Source organism: Algoriphagus winogradskyi (assembly GCF_900182815.1).
GTDB classification, from domain to species: Bacteria; Bacteroidota; Bacteroidia; order Cytophagales; family Cyclobacteriaceae; genus Algoriphagus; species Algoriphagus winogradskyi.
Genome location: NZ_FXUA01000004.1, coordinates 272,367 through 288,993, shown reverse-complemented (window position 1 = coordinate 288,993; position 16,627 = coordinate 272,367). Strand labels below are relative to the sequence as shown.

Genomic DNA, 16,627 nt, shown 5'->3' with positions numbered 1-16,627 from the left:
AAATCCTATAACAATGAAGAAAATAGTATTAGCCTACAGTGGAGGCTTGGATACCACATTTTGTGCCTTGCATCTTTCCAAAGAACTCGGTTATGAAGTGCATGCAGTTTTAGTGAACACTGGCGGATTTTCCGAGGAAGAATTGAAAGATATTGAAGAAAGGGCGAAAGGCTTAGGCGTAGCTTCTTTTAAGATTCTCCATGTAATGGACACCTATTATAATGAGGTGATCAAGTATTTGGTTTATGGTAATGTGCTGAAAAATCAAACTTATCCCCTTTCTGTATCAGCCGAGCGAATTCTTCAGGCAAAATCTCTAGCTGAATATGCCAAGTCGATCGGTGCAAAAGCAGTCGCTCATGGTTCTACAGGAGCAGGAAATGATCAGGTTCGTTTTGATATGATCTTTCAAACGATTGTTCCAGACATAGAGATCATCACTCCAATCCGTGACTTGAAATTGAGCCGCGCTGAGGAAATTGACTATTTGAAAAAGCATGGTGTATCAATGAATTTTGAGAAAGCTGCTTACTCAATCAATAAAGGCATTTGGGGGACTTCTGTAGGAGGAAAAGAGACACTAACCTCTTCAGATTATCTTCCAGAAGAAGCTTGGCCTACTAAAGCTACAGCAATAGAGCCTCTGGAAGTAATATTGTCATTTGAAAAAGGTGAACTTAAGGGTGTTGATGGAAAACAATTCGATGATTCTGTTGAAGCCATCCAATCACTTCAAGCTTTGGCAGCTCCTTATGGAATCGGACGTGACATTCACGTTGGTGATACAATTATCGGTATCAAAGGACGCGTAGGATTTGAAGCTGCTGCACCATTGATCATCATCAAAGGTCATCAGTTGCTAGAGAAGCACACACTTACGAAGTGGCAGCTTTTCTGGAAAAATCAATTAGCTGAATTCTACGGTAATCACCTACATGAAGGTCATTACTTAGATCCAGTGATGAGAAACTTGGAAGAATTCATGGAAAGCACTCAGACTTTCGTGACTGGTAACGTTCGTGTTCTCCTTCAGCCTTACCGTTTTACTTTACTTGGAATCACTTCTGACCATGACCTGATGTCCAACAAGTTTGGCAGCTATGGTGAAATGAACAAAGGCTATACTGCTGAAGACGTGAAAGGTTTCACCAGAATTTTGGGTAACCAAACATCGATTTTCCATAAGGTAAACTCTGACAATGACTAAAATAAAAACAGCGATCATAGGCGCGGCAGGATATACGGGAGGCGAATTACTTCGTCTGCTAGTTCATCATCCTGCTTGCGAATTGGTCTACGTACATAGCAATAGCCAAAAGGGCAAAAAAGTGTCAGAGGTTCATCCGGATCTAATCGGAGATTGTGATCTAGTTTTCACAGATGAAGTTCAAACCGAAGGAATTGACGCTGTTTTCTTGGGTTTGCCACATGGTCAGACCAAAGGGTTTTTAGAGCAACACTCCTTTTCCTCTGAGACAGTTTTGATCGATTTGTCCACTGATTTCCGCGACGAGTCGAATGGCTTTACGTATGGTCTTCCTGAAGTAAATGCTGCAAAAATCAAAAACGCAAAGAAGATCGCTAATCCAGGCTGCTTTGCCACTGGAATACAACTAGCATTGCTTCCAGCTATCGCAAAAGGCTGGGTGAAAAGCACAATTCAGATCTCCGGAATTACTGGAAGTACAGGTGCTGGGAAGAAACTTGCTGAGACATCTCATTTCAGCTATAGATCTTCAAATATGTCTGTCTATAAGCTTTTTACGCATCAGCATCTAAAGGAAATAAACCAGACTTTCAAGCAGCTAAATACAAGCTTTTCTTCTGAGATTCTATTTGTTCCATATCGTGGGAATTTCCCTAGAGGTATCTGGATTACAGCTTATTTCCCATTCGAAGGAACTCAGGAAGAAGCTGTAGCAGCTTACAAGGAATTCTATAAAGATGCTGCATTTACACATGTTTCTGACAACGACATTGACATGAAGCAAGCTGTGAACACAAATAAAGCGATTGTTTACGTGCAGAAAGAAGCGGGTCAATTGGTGATTTATTCTGCTATTGACAACTTGCTTAAAGGAGCTTCAGGACAGGCAGTTCAGAATTACAATTTGGCATTCGGACTTGAGGAGAGGATGGGCTTGAATCTAAAAAGTATAGCGTTCTGATTAGATAATAGACGTTAGACACAAGATTCAAGATTTGATAAGTGATACTTTATTATTCATCATTTCTCATTTAACATTCATTATTCTCCAACCTAGAAATTGATTTACGAAGTTCTAAACAAAGCCTTAAATCGTATTTCGTCAATCGTAATTCAACATGAAATTATTCGATGTATATCCCCTGATCCCGGTGACCATAGCAAAGGCTGATGGAGCAAAACTTTGGGACGAAAAAGGACAAGAATATATAGATCTCTATGGAGGTCACGCCGTGATTTCCATTGGTCACACACATCCACACTACGTGCAGCGTATTAAAGATCAGTTGGATCAAATCGCTTTTTATTCAAACTCAGTGCAGATTCCAATTCAAAAGGAATATGCTGAAAAATTGGGTGTGCTTTCAGGTTATCCTGAGTATGAGCTTTTCCTTTGTAATGCCGGCGCTGAAGCAAACGAGAATGCAATTAAGCTCGCATCGTTTGCAACTGGAAAATCTGGCTTTATAGCATTTTCTGGAAGTTTTCACGGAAGAACATCTGGTGCTGTAGCTTTAACAGATAATCCTAAAATCGTTGCTCCTTGTAATGCACGTGAGGATTTTCATATCCTTCCTTGGGAAGATTTAGAGGCTGTAGAAGAGGCTTTGAAATCAAATGAAATAGCTGGGATAATCATCGAAGGCATACAAGGTGTAAATGGAATTCAAGTTCCAAATGCAGAATTTCTTCAGGGCTTAGCTTCACTTGCCAAAAAATATGAGGCAAAATTGATTTTGGACGAAGTTCAGTCAGGATTTTGTCGTACAGGAAAATTCTTTGCACATCAATTAGTAGATGGAATAATTCCCGATATCATTAGCATGGCAAAAGGAATGGGGAATGGATTTCCTCTTGGTGGAATCTTGATCTCTCCTGAGTTCAAAGCCTCTTACGGACTTCTCGGGACTACTTTTGGAGGCAATCATCTCGCATGTGCAGCTGGCCTAGCAGTAGTGGAAGTTATTGAAAAAGAAAACCTTCTCGAAAATGCCACAACGCTTGGTGAAAAGCTTTTAACCGAATTGAAAGGAATCCCTGGAATCACTGCTATTCGCGGCACAGGCTTGATGATCGGTATCGATCTTGACCGTGAAGCGGGACCGGTACGATCTGAATTAGTGAAGAAATACCACATGTTCACAGGAAGTGCCGCAGGAAAGAATACGATAAGACTCCTGCCTCCTTTAAATATCGAGTGGAATCAATTAAATTCGTTTATATCCGCATTAAAAGAAATCTTAAGTCAATCCCCTACCAGTTAACTAATGGCCAATATTATCCAGCCACTACAGCACTTTACAAAATTTGAATCCTTCGAATTAGGAAACCAATTAATTGAACAAGCTTTAGCATATAAGGCAAACCCAGCCCTTGATAAGGCGAAAGGTGAAGGAAAACGCATAGGATGTATTTTCTTAAATCCATCCCTGAGAACGCGTGTATCCACGCAGTTAGCAGCTATTAACTTGGGAATGGAGCCTATTGTGTTAAATATGGATAAGGAAGGTTGGGCATTGGAGATGCAGGAAGGTGCAGTAATGAATCGCGGCACTGTGGAGCATATTAAGGATGCAGCAGCAGTTTTAGGCTCCTATTTTGATATCTTGGCTATTCGTGCTTTCCCTTCTTTGACAAATAAAGAGGAAGACATGAGTGATTTCACCTTTTCTCAGTTTGTGAAGTATTCTGGAGTTCCTGTAGTAAGTCTTGAATCAGCCACTCGTCACCCTCTTCAAAGTTTGGCTGATCAGATTACGATCAGAGAAAATTGGTCTAAAAAAACCAAACCAAAGGTTGTTTTGACTTGGGGCCCACACATCAAAGCAATTCCTCATGCAGTAGCAAATTCCTTTGCAGAATGGACGCTCGGCATGGATCATGATTTGACCATTACTCATCCTGTTGGATATGAATTGGATGAAGCTTTCACCAAAGGCGCAACTATAGAATATAATCAAAGTAAAGCTTTAGAAGACGCTGATTTTGTGTATGTTAAAAATTGGTCCTCTTTTAATGATTATGGTAAGATTCTGTCCACAGATGCTTCTTGGATGCTTACCGAAAATCACTTTGAAAATGCCAAAAATGCTAAAGTAATGCATTGCCTCCCTGTGAGAAGAAATCTTGAACTGTCCGATGAAATTCTTGATGGTCCTCGATCTTTGGTTCAACAGCAAGCAAAAAACAGAATTTTCGCCGCTCAGGCGGTAATTAGCCATCTGCTAGGAAACAAATAAAGACTTACACCCAATGAAAATAAGTATTATTAAAATCGGAGGTAATGTCATCGACTTTCCTGAAAAACTAGATGAATTTTTAGCCCTTTTTGCCAAGTTTCCAGGACACAAAATATTGGTTCATGGAGGCGGAGTTATGGCATCTCGATTTGGAGAATCTCTGGGTGTAATGCCTGAAATGGTAGACGGAAGAAGGATTACTGATCAGGAAACCTTGGATGTAGTGACGATGGTTTACGCGGGTCTAATCAACAAAAATATTGTCGCTAAACTTCAGGCGCTCAAGGTAAATGCTATTGGAATGTGCGGAGCTGACGGTAATATTATCCGATCTATCAAACGCCCAGTTAAAGGGATTGACTATGGATTTGTAGGTGATATACAGGAAGTTAATACCAAGTTGATTGATCATTTACTTTCAGGAGATTTGCTTCCTGTAGTAAATGCAATCACCCATGATGCAAAAGGCCAATTGCTCAACACCAATGCAGATAGCATCGCCTCTGCTCTAGCCACCAGCTTGGCAAAAGAACATCAGGTCAATTTGTATTTCTGCTTCAATAAAAGCGGAGTTTTGATTGACGAGAAAAATGAAAACTCTATCATTCCGCTTATTAATGAGGATATTTACGAGGAACTACGCAAGGAAAATGTGATTCACTCAGGTATGATCCCAAAATTGGATAATGCTTTTGAAGCCTTACAAAAAGGTGTAAATCATGTTTGGATCGGGAAAGCTGAAAACTTGCATTTGGCTGCTAAGGGTAAACTTTCGGGGACGACTATCGAGAGAAGTCGTTATGATCTTTATTAATAAAAATCTTAGGTAAGAATGGAATTATACGATAGTGCAGTTGAACTTCTTACTCGATTAATAGAGATTCCATCCTATTCGAAGGAAGAAAGCTCCACTGCTGAAGTTATCGAAGAATTTTTCACAGTTAGAGATATTGAAGTTCACAAATCTGGAAATAACATCTGGGCTTTTGCCAATACGTTTGATAAAAATAAGCCTACGATCTGGCTGAATTCCCATCACGACACCGTAAAACCAAACGCAGGCTATACTAAGGATCCCTTTCTGGCAATTATTGAAGATGGTAAACTTTACGGTCTTGGAAGTAATGATGCAGGAGGCCCTTTGGTTAGCTTAATTGCAGCTTTTTCGCATTTCTATGGGAAAGAGCTTCCATTTAACCTAATCATGATCGCTTCCGCTGAGGAGGAAATTTCTGGTAAAAATGGAATTGCTGCAGTGATTGATCAACTTCCACCCTGTGAATTGGCAATCGTAGGAGAACCTACCTTGATGGATATGGCAGTTGCAGAAAAAGGCCTAATGGTAATTGATGCAAAAGTCTATGGGAAAGCAGGTCATGCCGCTAGAGAAGAAGGGGTAAATGCTATTTATTTGGCATTGGATGATTTGCAAAAGATCAAAGATTTTGAATTTGAAAAGGTTTCCCAGTTTCTGGGTAAGACAAAAGTATCTGCCACGGTTATTCATTCTGGGCAGCAGCACAATGTAGTTCCTGATCTTTGCGAATTTGTATTGGATGTTCGAGTGACTGATGCTTATTCTTTGGAAGAAGCACTCGAGGAATTAAAAGCATCGCTTAATGCTGAACTTACTCCACGATCTCTCAGACTCCAGTCTTCTCATGTACCGGAAGGTCATTTGATTTTGAAAGTTGGCGAGGAACTTAGTCTCAAAACCTACGGAAGTCCTACTCTTTCGGACCAGGCTTTGATCCCCTACCCATCTGTCAAAATCGGCCCTGGTGATTCAGCTAGGTCACATTCTGCAGATGAATATATTTATTTGAACGAAATTCAAGAAGGCATAGAAGGCTATATCAAGATTCTTGAAAGCTATGCTCTTAAGCTTACTCAAACTAATTAGAAATGAAACTTTGGCAAAAAGAAACAGGAAGCAAAAAGGAAGTGGAATCCTTCACTATTGGCCGCGATCCTGAATTTGATATACTTTTGGCACCTTTTGATGTTCTTGGATCTATGGCTCATGCTGAGATGCTGTCTACGATTGGTCTTTTGACCACTGAGGAAAATGAAATTCTGCAGCGTGGACTTAAAGACATATACTTCGAAATTGAAAAAGGTCAGTTTGAAATAGCACCAGGTGTAGAAGATGTTCATTCTCAGGTGGAATTTCTACTTACTGAACGTTTTGGAGATGTTGGTAAGAAACTTCATAGTGGAAGAAGCCGAAATGATCAGGTTCTTGTAGATCTAAAACTCTATTACCGGGCAGCTATCCAAGGAGTAGTGGAAGAAAGTATTGAGCTTTTTGATTTATTGATAAAGCTAGCGGAAAAGCATAAGCGCGATCTGATGCCAGGTTATACTCATACGCAACTTGCGATGCCTTCCTCTTTCGGACTTTGGTTTAGTTCTTTTGCCGAAGGCTTATCAGAAGATTTGGGTTTGCTGAAAGCTGCTTTTGATCTGGCTAATAAAAACCCGCTGGGTTCTGCCGCAGGATATGGTTCCAGTTTTCCATTGAATAGAACAATGACAACGAAACTGTTAGGGTTTGCTGATCTTCACCACAACGTGCTCAATGCCCAAAATAGTAGAGGAAAAACTGAGCGCACATTGTCTTTTGCAATGGCTGGAATGGCTGGCACACTGAATAGAATGGCTTCTGATGTATGTATTTTCATGAATCAGCATTTTGCCTTCATAAAATTCCCGGATGATTTGACTACTGGTAGTAGTATCATGCCTCATAAAAAGAATCCTGATGTTTTTGAGTTGATACGGGCAAAAACGAATCAGATTCAGTCAGTTCCAAATGCTGTCTCGATGATACTTACAAATACTACTACAGGGTATCACAGAGATTTACAATTGCTCAAAGAAGAAATATTTCCTGCTTTGGAAAGCCTTAAAGCCTGCCTGGGTATGACAACCTTTATGCTCAAATCTATTCAAATTAAAGAGAACATTCTTGCAGATCCTTTTTATAAACATCTATTCTCAGTAGAAGTAGTTAATGATTTGGTGTTGAAAGGAATGCCTTTTAGAGACGCTTACAAGCAAGTGGGCTTGGATATAGAATCAGATAATTTTGCCCCAGACCAAACCAAGTTGAATCACTCTCATGAAGGAAGTATTGGAAATTTGAACCTTCAAGAAATCGAGACAAAAATGAAAATGGCAGTGGAACAGTTCAATTTCAATTCCGTTCAGCAAACCATCGAAAATCTTTTAAAATAAGTCTTTTGACAGTTTTTATATGATAAATTAGAATGAATCGATACAATAATTTATTTTTAGGCGAAGTATAGAACAAAATTCTTTTTCCAGATACCCACAAACCCTATAAAATGAATAACCTTTTTGGTAGTAATCTCAAATATGATTTGAAAGCCAGTTTAGTGGTTTTCTTGGTCGCTTTGCCACTTTGTTTGGGGATTGCTGTTGCAAGTGGTGCTCCACCAATGTCAGGTCTAATTGCTGGCATAGTCGGGGGAATAGTGATAGGGAGTCTTTCTGGTTCTAATGTAAGCGTGAGTGGCCCTGCCGCAGGATTGACAGTAATCGTACTTGATTCTATCAACAGCATGGGTAGCCTACCACTCTTTCTTGGCACACTCGTAATAGCAGGATTAATTCAGGTTGGACTAGGACTAGCAAAAGCTGGGGTAATTGGCTATTACTTTCCACACTCTGTAATCAAAGGAATGCTTACTGCAATAGGTTTAATTTTGATTTTAAAGCAGATCCCGCATGCTCTTGGCTACGATGTGGATTTGATGGGAGATCAAGCGTTTTTACAAGCAGATGATCACAATACATTTTCTGAGATTTGGTATGCTTTCAAATACAGTAGCTTCGGAGCTATCCCTATTGTATTAGTAGGTTTAGCAATTTTAATTGCTTTCGAGAAACCAAAACTTAAAAATCATAAAATTTTCGGCATTGTTCCTGGAGCATTATGGGCAGTTATCTCCGGAATAATAATAAATTATTTGTATGGCATTTGGAAGCCTGAATGGCAATTAGGCGGAGAGCATTTAGTGAGTATTCCTGTGTTAAACGATTTAGGAGAAATAGGTAATTTGCTTACATTTCCTGATTTCTCAATGATAGGCGAAAGCACCTTTTGGATAGTGGCTTTGACCATTGCAATAATAGGAAGCCTTGAAACTCTCCTCAGTATAGATGCTGCTGATAAGCTTGATCCAATGAAAAGAACCAGTCCGCCTAGCCAAGAATTATTTGCACAGGGTGTCGGAAACACTGTTTCGGGATTAATTGGAGGTTTACCAATCACTGCAGTAATTGTAAGGAGTTCAGCTAACATCGCTACTGGAGCAAAAACCAAGTTATCTGCAATCTTGCATGGTGTATTGTTAATGATTTTAGTATTAGCCATACCTACAACTTTAAATTTGATCCCGCTGAGCTGTTTGGCAGCTGTCTTATTTGTCGTAGGATACAAACTCGCCAAGCCAGCTATATTTATAAATATCTATAGAAATGGCTTGGATCAATTTATTCCATTTATCGTAACTGTCGTTGCTATTCTATTTACTGACCTTTTGGTGGGAATTGGTATAGGGATGGTCTTTGGGTTGTTTTTCGTAGTGAAGACAAATTTCATTCGCGCTGTAACCTTGACCGAGTTGAATGGTAACTATTTACTAAAGCTTCAAAAAGACGTGTCATTTTTGAATAAAGCATTATTGATGAAGTTATTGGAAAGAATCCCTTCTGGCTCCAAACTGATTATCAATGCTCAAAAATCACAATTTATAGACCACGACATACAGGAAGTTTTAAATGACTTCATTGCCTCATGTCCAGACAAAAACATAAGTGTAACGATAGAAGGATATCAATATAAAATTCACGAAACAATATGAACCCGTACGAAAAACTCTTGATACAAAATAAGGCATGGTCAGCAGATCAGAAGTTGGCTGATGCGAATTTTTTTGGAAGACTAGAAAAGCAGCAATCGCCTAAATTCCTTTGGATTGGATGTTCTGATAGTCGAGTTCCAGCTAATCAAATTACAGGTACAGACCCAGGTGAGATCTTTGTACACCGCAACATCGCAAATATGGTTGTTCATACGGATGTTAACCTACTTAGTGTATTGGAATACGCAGTTGTAGTTCTCAAAGTAGAGCACATTATTGTTTGTGGCCATTATGGTTGTGGTGGAATTGACGCCGCATTAGGGAATAAGAGCTATGGAATTATCAACAAATGGCTACTAAATATCAAGGAAGTTTATAAAACTTACCAGAAGGAGATCGATGCTATTGAAGTGCATGAGGATAAAGTGAATAAATTAGTAGAGTTGAATGTGATCGAACAATGCCAAGATTTAATCAAAACATCTACTATTCAGAAAGCTTGGAAATCAAGAAATGCACCAACAATCCATGGATGGGCCTATGGTCTAAAAGATGGTTTGGTAAATGAACTGGTCAATATCGAACCTGATCTTAACAGTATCAATCCAATCTTTAGATTTGACGCTGAGGAATTAGATAAATAAACTTCAAGTTTTTTGGTCAGCGAAAGAGAAAAAATTTTGATTTCTTAATCGCTGACCCTTTATTTGCATCATCCTTTCACTTTTTAAGTGCTCGGATTTATAAAGAAGAGGCGAGAGACAGGCTCATAGACCCTCTGGCAACCTGGAAAGTCCAAGGTGCCAATTCCTGCCAAAAGAGCTATTCTCTTTTGGAACTATAAGTTCATATCACAATGCACTCAGGATACTCCCCACAAATTTCTATTTCAACGTTAACCTTGATAAAGCGCTTAGCTTTATTTATGTGTTGACTCATTTTCGCCAATTTCGAAATATTTCGATGTTGGCATTTTAATGTACATAATTTTTCAAACCATAAATCCTTAATATCATGTCTAAAAATCTTCACTTCGACACATTGCAAGTTCATGCTGGTCAAGAACCTGACCCTACAACTAACTCTCGTGCTGTTCCTATTTATCAAACGACATCCTATGTCTTCAATTCAGCTGAGCATGGCGCCAACCTCTTCGGATTAAAGGAATTTGGCAATATCTATACTAGGATCATGAATCCTACCACAGATGTCTTTGAAAAGAGAATTGCCACTTTGGAAGGTGGCGTGGCTGCGGTAGCGACAAGTTCTGGTCAAGCAGCACAATTCTTAGCGTTAAATAATATCATGGAGGTAGGCGATAACTTCGTTTCTAGCCCATTTCTGTACGGAGGAACATTCAATCAGTTTAAAGTTGCTTTCAAACGAATCGGAATCGATGCAAGATTTGCAAAAGGTAAATCTCCGGAAGATTTTGAAGCTTTAATTGATGAAAACACAAAGGCAATCTATCTGGAGACTATAGGAAATCCTGAGTTTAATATTCCTGATTTCGAGGCTATTGCTGCAGTAGCTAAAAAGCACGATATCCCTTTGGTGGTTGATAATACATTTGGAGCTGGCGGTTTTTTATGCCAGCCTATAGCTCATGGAGCTAATATTGTCACCTCTTCTGCGACCAAATGGATTGGTGGACACGGCACCTCAATTGGAGGAGTTATTGTTGACGCGGGGAATTTTAATTGGGGGAATGGCAAATTTAAACAGTTCTCTGAGCCTTCTGAAGGATATCATGGCTTAAATTTCTGGGAGGTTTTTGGTGAAAATAACCCTTTAGGATTACCAAATATTGCATTTGCAATACGAGCCCGAGTAGAAGGACTTCGTGATTTTGGTCCAGCAATCAGTCCTTTCAATTCTTTCCAATTACTTCAAGGGATAGAGACGCTCTCCTTAAGAGTCCAAAAAACAGTTGATAATACCTTGGCTTTGGCTAAGTGGCTGGAATCACATCCATCTGTACAAAAAGTTAACTACCCTGGATTACCCTCTTCGCCTTACCACGATTTGGCTAAAAAATACTTGAGAAATGGTTTTGGAGGTGTTTTGAGTTTTGAACTGAAAGGTGATAAAGAGCAAGCTTCTGCATTGATTAATAACCTGGAATTAATCTCTCACCTAGCCAATGTGGGCGATGCTAAAACCCTAATAATTCAACCATCCGCAACTACGCATCAGCAATTATCAGATGAAGAACAGCTTGCTGCAGGTGTTACGCCGTCCTTACTAAGAATCTCCTGTGGAATCGAACACATAGAAGATATCAAGTCGGATTTGCAACAAGCATTCGATAAAATCTAAACCAACAAATGAATCTTAAAAGTCAGTACGCTTCGATTACCATGACCCAGGAAATATTTCATTCTAGTTTGCCTCTACATCTGGAATCAGGAGAAGTTCTCCCAGAATTTGATCTTGGCTATACCACCTATGGGCAGTTAAATTCTGATAAATCAAATGTGATTTGGGTCATTCATGCGCTTACCGGAGATTCAAATGCTTCAGAATGGTGGAATGGTTTGATAGGAGAAGATAAATTCTTTGATCCTGCAAATCATTTTATCATCTGTGCAAATCTTCTAGGATCTTGCTATGGCTCCACTCAGCCATTCAGTGAGAATCCCCAAACCGGTAAACCCTATTATTACGATTTTCCTCAAATGACCACGCGGGACATGGCGCAAGGTCTGGAACGCTTAAGGATTCATTTGAAAATAGAAACCATTCATACTCTGATCGGCGGGTCTTTAGGCGGACAAGTTGGACTTGAATGGGCTTATGAATTAGGAAGAAAGCTTAAGAATGCAATTATTCTTGCGTCTACCTCCAAATCTAGACCTTGGGTGATTGGCTTTAATGAAACCCAACGTATGGCGATAGAATCGGATTGCACTTGGGGTGAATGTAATGAAGAAGCGGGACAAAAAGGGATGGAAACGGCAAGGGCTATCGCGATGCTCACTTACAGGCATCCGAATGATCTAGCTACAAAGCAGGCAGACCCGGAAAATAAATTGGATAATTATCGCGCTTCTTCATATCTCCGTTACCAAGGTCAAAAGTTAGCTAAGCGTTTTAACGCACTCTCCTACTGGACTCTGAGCAAAACAATGGATTCCCATGATTTGGGGAGAAATCGTGGTGGCTTGGAGCAGGCTCTGGGCAATATTGAAGCTAATGTATTGGCAATTGGAGTTGACTCTGACTTGCTTTTTCTACCGGAGGAATCACAATACATCAGTCAAAAGGTGAAAAAAGGTATATACAAGGAAATCACCTCAACAGCTGGTCACGATGCTTTCCTGATTGAATTTGAGCAACTTTCTTATATTCTGAAGTCGTTTTATCTGCAGCAGAAGAATTAATAGGATTAAGTAATTAGAAAAAAAATAAGGAAGAAATCTCTGCCTTATTTTTTTACTCTATTCCATTCTACAGTTCGACTCACCCAGGAATCTCCTAAGAATCCTTTGACTTCAAGAATATCTTTCTTTTTAAGCTGTAGTTCACAAGTATAGCTCAATCCTGATTCTGGATCATATATTTCGCCTTCAGACCATATTCCATTTTTATATTTTAAGCCCTTCAAAATCGTGAGTCCCATCAGCGGCCGATTTCTTAGGCTAGTGTCAGAATTTACTATATCAGTAAATGGTTCCGGATTTCCCTCTTCATGTTGGATCCAAACCAGTTTACCAATCATTTCATTTTCATTTTCCATAATTTCAATCTGAGCTGTCTTTTCAGTATTGAACCACACTCCTATTATTTTTGATTTGGATTGAGCGCGTACACTTTCGTTTCCTAAAAGGATTAATAAAACGATCATTGAAGCGTATTGACAAGTTTTCATAAAAAATTGGTTTGGTAAACTTATAATTGAGCTAGTTTTGAATTTATCCAGTTATACCCTAAAACCATACCCAAGTATTCATGCATCCGAGTATTTCCTTTTCTGGTACTGTCCTTCATTTACTACCTGGGAAAGCAATTTGGATTGAGGAGAGCTCAACTTTACTCATTGCAGATGTTCATTTTGGCAAAGCCTCTCATTTTCGTAAATCGGGGATTCCTATACCAGAACCAGTGCATATAAATGATTTACAGGGGATTAAGACGCTAATTGAAAAGTATTCTCCAACTGATTTTTACATTTTAGGTGATTTATTTCACAGTGAGTGGAATGAGCAATGGGATCTGTTAACCAACTTTCTTTCAAATTTTTCAGAAACTAATTTTCATCTGATTAAAGGAAATCATGATGTTCTTTCACCAATTGCTTACAGACAATCCTTATTTAAGATTCACGAAAAACCAGTCGATCTGGGGAATTTATTTCTCACACACGAACCTGCTGCTCAAATCCCAGAAGGCAAATTAAACCTCTGCGGACACATACACCCTGGAGTCCTCCTACGTGGAAAGGGAAGACAGTCGATCAGAATCTCTTGTTTTCATTTGAGTGAAAATCAACTAATACTTCCGGCATTTGGTAGCTTCACAGGTCTTGCTTTAGTGAAGAGAAAACCAAAAGATCAAATTTTTGGAATAAGTGGAGAAAAAGTGATTAAAATCCTTTCTCGAGAATAGATTGGCAATATCCTTGGGGAAGGTTACTTTTGAGCAGAAATCATAATTTATGGCCAATTATCCAAGAAAGAAAAAGACACTAGGGCATTTCAAATTCGGAAGTGTTCTATTTAGCACTACCCTGTCACTTTTTATAGTAGGTCTTTTCGGAGTGATTTTGATTCAGGCAAAAACACTGACAAGTATGATCCGGGAGAATATCGAAGTTCAGGTGTTTTTGGAGAAAAATCTGGAGCAAGAAGAACTTGATGCCATAAGCGATAACTTATCAAAACGCTCATTTATCCTTCAAAAAGGCGATACTCTGAATTTAAAGTTTGTATCTGATGAGGAAGCTGCAGCGACATTTATTGAAAGTACGGGAGAAGACTTCACCAAATTCTTAGAAGACAATCCACTTCGAGACAGCTTTGTGTTAACAATTGCAGAAGAATTTCAGACTTCAGAGCAATTGGAAGCTATTGTAGCAGAAATACAGACTATTCCAGGTGTATTTGAGGTTTCTTACATGACAGATTTAGTAGATTCCATCAACAAAAACCTACTGAAAGTAAGCTTAGTAATGGGTGGTTTTATATTGATTTTGATTATCACTGTCGTGATGTTGATCAATAATACCATACGGTTGGCTTTATTTTCTCAGCGTTTCCTGATTCGCTCAATGCAATTAGTTGGAGCTACCAGAGGATTTATAAGAAAGCCATTTTTATCACGAGCATTTTTATTTGGGTTGATGGCAGGAGGATTTGCATCCGTCATTTTATTTGGCTTGGTGAAATACACTCAAGCCAATATTGAAGGGTTTGCCATGCTCCAAAACCAGCAATTGTTATTAATCCTATTCGGAATTTTAATAACTGTCGGCGGAATTCTATCTGTACTAAGTACCTTGCGAGCTGTAAATAAGTATTTAAATATGTCTTTGGACGAACTTTATTAAGATAATGAGCAAATCATCCTTCCCATTTTCCCGCAAAAACTACAAGCTGATGTTTATCGGTATTGGATTAATAATTTTAGGATTTATCATTATTGGGCTTGATAGTGATCCTCATGGAAATGGCGTTTTAGGTTTAACCATCGGTCCAATCGTAACACTAGCTGGATTTATTTTTGAGTTTTACGCGATTTTTGCCAAAACAGAGAGTAATAAATAAAAAGTAAGCGTGGAAATAATTGATGCGATTATCCTTGGAATCATTCAAGGTTTGACCGAGTTTTTGCCTGTATCCTCAAGCGGTCATTTAGAATTAGGTAAAGCAATTCTTGGAGAAAGTAAAATGCCGGCTGAAGGCCTGATGTTTACAGTTGTTGTTCATTTTGCCACCGCATTAAGTACGATTGTGGTTTTCCGAAAAGACATAGCCCAAATCCTAAAGGGATTGTTCAAATTTCAATGGAACGAGGAAGCACAATTTGTATCTAAAATTGTATTATCCATGATCCCTGCTGCCATAGTCGGGGTGGTTTTCGCAGAGGAATTGGAGACTTTATTTGAGGGTCAAATTGTCTTTGTAGGTTGTATGCTTGTATTGACTGCAATACTGCTCTATTTGGCAGACAAAGCAAAATTCACCAACCAACCGGTGACATTCGGCCAGGCACTCATAATTGGAATTTCTCAAGCTATCGCAATTCTACCTGGCATTTCCCGATCTGGAGCGACCATATCAACATCTGTTCTTTTGGGTATTGATAAAGGTAAAGCAGCTAGATTCTCATTCCTGATGGTTGTCCCCTTAATTTTGGGAAAAATAGCAAAGGATATTCTGGATGGTGGACTTTCTCTGGAAACTGAAGGGATTGGGTACCTGAGTGCAGGATTTGTAGCTGCTTTTGTAGCTGGAATTATTGCTTGCACTTGGATGATTAAATTAGTGAAAAACAGTAAACTCAGCTATTTTTCTATCTACTGCCTGATTGTAGGTGTGATAGCAATTATCGCTGGATTATATTTATAGAATGCAAGACCAACCTTACGGAGAAGTATTTTTAATAGACAAACCTATAGAATGGACCTCTTTTGATGTTGTCAGAAAAGTTCGGAATGCTCTGAAAATCAAAAAAGTGGGTCATGCCGGCACACTTGATCCCTTGGCAACTGGTTTACTTATCGTTTGCGCAGGCAAAATGACTAAGCAAATCGATTCTTTTATGGGGCAGGAAAAGGAATACACCGGGACTTTTGTAATTGGGGCTACAACAGATTCATTTGATCTTGAGCAACCCATTATCCCCGTTGCAGATCCATCACACATCACCATAGATCAAGTAAAAGTTGCTGTAAAAGAACTTACAGGTGACATAATGCAAATCCCTCCTATGCACTCAGCCATTAAAGTAGATGGGAAGCGTGTATATGAATCAGCAAGGAAAGGCAAAGAAGTGAAAATGGATCCACGTCCTGTGAGTGTAAGTGTATTTGAAATTACGAAGTTTGAAAACCCCATTGTAGAGTTTAGAATAGTTTGCTCTAAAGGAACCTATATCCGGAGTTTGGCTAGGGATCTTGGTGAGAAATTAAACGTAGGAGCATACATGAGTTCGCTTTGCAGAACCAGAATCGGTAACTTCAAGCTGTCTGAAGCACATGACCTTTTATCTTTGATAGAAGAAATCAAAGCGAGAACAACGGGAAGTGAGCCTGCCTGACGTTAACAGGTGCGACGTAGAACATCGAC

17 protein-coding genes and 1 riboswitch are annotated in these 16,627 nt (G+C 39.2%); of the genes, 16 read left to right on the top strand and 1 reads right to left on the bottom strand.

Annotation, left to right across the window (positions count from 1 at the left end):
• The first annotated feature begins 13 nt into the window (after nt 1-13).
• The 11 genes from QOL76_RS12710 to QOL76_RS12660 all read left to right on the top strand — a co-directional run bounded on the left by QOL76_RS12710 (nt 14) and on the right by QOL76_RS12660 (nt 12,721).
• Nucleotides 14-1,207: an argininosuccinate synthase gene (locus QOL76_RS12710; protein ID WP_283413344.1), complete on the top strand. Its 1,194-nt coding sequence runs from the start codon at nt 14-16 to the stop codon at nt 1,205-1,207.
• Nucleotides 1,200-2,168: an N-acetyl-gamma-glutamyl-phosphate reductase gene (gene argC, locus QOL76_RS12705; RefSeq protein ID WP_283413343.1), complete on the top strand. Its 969-nt coding sequence runs from the start codon at nt 1,200-1,202 to the stop codon at nt 2,166-2,168. Before QOL76_RS12710 ends, argC begins: the two co-directional genes overlap by 8 nt.
• A 157-nt stretch (nt 2,169-2,325) precedes the next feature.
• Nucleotides 2,326-3,471 (top strand): aspartate aminotransferase family protein, encoded by a 1,146-nt coding sequence (locus tag QOL76_RS12700; protein WP_283413342.1) that lies wholly within the window; start codon nt 2,326-2,328, stop codon nt 3,469-3,471.
• A 3-nt stretch (nt 3,472-3,474) separates the two neighbouring features.
• Nucleotides 3,475-4,446, top strand: coding sequence for a Rossmann-fold NAD(P)-binding domain-containing protein (locus QOL76_RS12695; RefSeq protein WP_283413341.1), 972 nt, complete (start codon nt 3,475-3,477; stop codon nt 4,444-4,446).
• Between the two features lie 13 nt (nt 4,447-4,459).
• Nucleotides 4,460-5,260, top strand: a complete 801-nt coding sequence (gene argB / locus QOL76_RS12690; RefSeq protein ID WP_283413340.1) for an acetylglutamate kinase — start codon at nt 4,460-4,462, stop codon at nt 5,258-5,260.
• Nucleotides 5,261-5,278: 18 nt separating this feature from the next.
• Complete coding sequence (locus QOL76_RS12685) at nt 5,279-6,349, top strand: M20 family metallo-hydrolase (RefSeq protein WP_283413339.1); 1,071 nt, start codon at nt 5,279-5,281, stop codon at nt 6,347-6,349.
• Nucleotides 6,350-6,351: 2 nt separating this feature from the next.
• On the top strand, nt 6,352-7,686 hold the full coding sequence (gene argH, locus QOL76_RS12680) for an argininosuccinate lyase (protein WP_283413338.1): 1,335 nt from the start codon (nt 6,352-6,354) through the stop codon (nt 7,684-7,686).
• A gap of 110 nt (nt 7,687-7,796) precedes the next feature.
• Nucleotides 7,797-9,338, top strand: coding sequence for a SulP family inorganic anion transporter (locus QOL76_RS12675; protein WP_283413337.1), 1,542 nt, complete (start codon nt 7,797-7,799; stop codon nt 9,336-9,338).
• Complete coding sequence (locus QOL76_RS12670) at nt 9,335-9,982, top strand: carbonic anhydrase (RefSeq protein WP_283413336.1); 648 nt, start codon at nt 9,335-9,337, stop codon at nt 9,980-9,982. Before QOL76_RS12675 ends, QOL76_RS12670 begins: the two co-directional genes overlap by 4 nt.
• A 94-nt stretch (nt 9,983-10,076) precedes the next feature.
• A riboswitch (SAM riboswitch) is annotated at nt 10,077-10,185 on the top strand.
• Nucleotides 10,186-10,352: 167 nt separating this feature from the next.
• On the top strand, nt 10,353-11,657 hold the full coding sequence (locus QOL76_RS12665) for an O-acetylhomoserine aminocarboxypropyltransferase/cysteine synthase family protein (protein WP_283413335.1): 1,305 nt from the start codon (nt 10,353-10,355) through the stop codon (nt 11,655-11,657).
• 8 nt (nt 11,658-11,665) lie between these two features.
• Nucleotides 11,666-12,721 (top strand): homoserine O-acetyltransferase family protein, encoded by a 1,056-nt coding sequence (locus QOL76_RS12660; protein ID WP_283413334.1) that lies wholly within the window; start codon nt 11,666-11,668, stop codon nt 12,719-12,721.
• Nucleotides 12,722-12,765: 44 nt separating this feature from the next.
• On the opposite strand, the gene QOL76_RS12655 is transcribed toward QOL76_RS12660, so the two are convergent.
• Nucleotides 12,766-13,209: a DUF2147 domain-containing protein gene (locus QOL76_RS12655; RefSeq protein ID WP_283413333.1), complete on the bottom strand. Its 444-nt coding sequence runs from the start codon at nt 13,207-13,209 to the stop codon at nt 12,766-12,768.
• Between the two features lie 80 nt (nt 13,210-13,289).
• On the opposite strand from QOL76_RS12655, the gene pdeM reads away from it, so the two are divergent.
• From pdeM to truB, 5 genes are read left to right on the top strand one after another with little or no spacing between them, the layout of a single operon-like run.
• On the top strand, nt 13,290-13,946 hold the full coding sequence (gene pdeM / locus QOL76_RS12650) for a ligase-associated DNA damage response endonuclease PdeM (protein WP_283413332.1): 657 nt from the start codon (nt 13,290-13,292) through the stop codon (nt 13,944-13,946).
• Nucleotides 13,947-13,995: 49 nt separating this feature from the next.
• The gene (locus QOL76_RS12645) at nt 13,996-14,886 is read left to right on the top strand and encodes a cell division protein FtsX (RefSeq protein WP_283413331.1); all 891 of its coding nucleotides are present in this window, start codon (nt 13,996-13,998) and stop codon (nt 14,884-14,886) included.
• Nucleotides 14,887-14,890: 4 nt separating this feature from the next.
• The gene (locus tag QOL76_RS12640; protein ID WP_283413330.1) at nt 14,891-15,103 is read left to right on the top strand and encodes a DUF3098 domain-containing protein; all 213 of its coding nucleotides are present in this window, start codon (nt 14,891-14,893) and stop codon (nt 15,101-15,103) included.
• 9 nt (nt 15,104-15,112) lie between these two features.
• Nucleotides 15,113-15,907 (top strand): undecaprenyl-diphosphate phosphatase, encoded by a 795-nt coding sequence (locus QOL76_RS12635; RefSeq protein ID WP_283413329.1) that lies wholly within the window; start codon nt 15,113-15,115, stop codon nt 15,905-15,907.
• A 1-nt stretch (nt 15,908) separates the two neighbouring features.
• The gene (gene truB, locus QOL76_RS12630) at nt 15,909-16,598 is read left to right on the top strand and encodes a tRNA pseudouridine(55) synthase TruB (RefSeq protein WP_283413328.1); all 690 of its coding nucleotides are present in this window, start codon (nt 15,909-15,911) and stop codon (nt 16,596-16,598) included.
• Nucleotides 16,599-16,627: the final 29 nt, after the last annotated feature.

Bases quoted from the DNA above. Each gene is read 5' to 3' on its own strand.
- QOL76_RS12710 (WP_283413344.1), top strand. From the start codon at position 14: ATGAAGAAAATAGTATTAGCCTACAGTGGAGGCTTGGATACCACATTT.
- argC (WP_283413343.1), top strand. From the start codon at position 1,200: ATGACTAAAATAAAAACAGCGATCATAGGCGCGGCAGGATATACGGGA.
- QOL76_RS12700 (WP_283413342.1), top strand. From the start codon at position 2,326: ATGAAATTATTCGATGTATATCCCCTGATCCCGGTGACCATAGCAAAG.
- QOL76_RS12695 (WP_283413341.1), top strand. From the start codon at position 3,475: ATGGCCAATATTATCCAGCCACTACAGCACTTTACAAAATTTGAATCC.
- argB (WP_283413340.1), top strand. From the start codon at position 4,460: ATGAAAATAAGTATTATTAAAATCGGAGGTAATGTCATCGACTTTCCT.
- QOL76_RS12685 (WP_283413339.1), top strand. From the start codon at position 5,279: ATGGAATTATACGATAGTGCAGTTGAACTTCTTACTCGATTAATAGAG.
- argH (WP_283413338.1), top strand. From the start codon at position 6,352: ATGAAACTTTGGCAAAAAGAAACAGGAAGCAAAAAGGAAGTGGAATCC.
- QOL76_RS12675 (WP_283413337.1), top strand. From the start codon at position 7,797: ATGAATAACCTTTTTGGTAGTAATCTCAAATATGATTTGAAAGCCAGT.
- QOL76_RS12670 (WP_283413336.1), top strand. From the start codon at position 9,335: ATGAACCCGTACGAAAAACTCTTGATACAAAATAAGGCATGGTCAGCA.
- QOL76_RS12665 (WP_283413335.1), top strand. From the start codon at position 10,353: ATGTCTAAAAATCTTCACTTCGACACATTGCAAGTTCATGCTGGTCAA.
- QOL76_RS12660 (WP_283413334.1), top strand. From the start codon at position 11,666: ATGAATCTTAAAAGTCAGTACGCTTCGATTACCATGACCCAGGAAATA.
- QOL76_RS12655 (WP_283413333.1), bottom strand. From the start codon at position 13,209: ATGAAAACTTGTCAATACGCTTCAATGATCGTTTTATTAATCCTTTTA.
- pdeM (WP_283413332.1), top strand. From the start codon at position 13,290: ATGCATCCGAGTATTTCCTTTTCTGGTACTGTCCTTCATTTACTACCT.
- QOL76_RS12645 (WP_283413331.1), top strand. From the start codon at position 13,996: ATGGCCAATTATCCAAGAAAGAAAAAGACACTAGGGCATTTCAAATTC.
- QOL76_RS12640 (WP_283413330.1), top strand. From the start codon at position 14,891: ATGAGCAAATCATCCTTCCCATTTTCCCGCAAAAACTACAAGCTGATG.
- truB (WP_283413328.1), top strand. From the start codon at position 15,909: ATGCAAGACCAACCTTACGGAGAAGTATTTTTAATAGACAAACCTATA.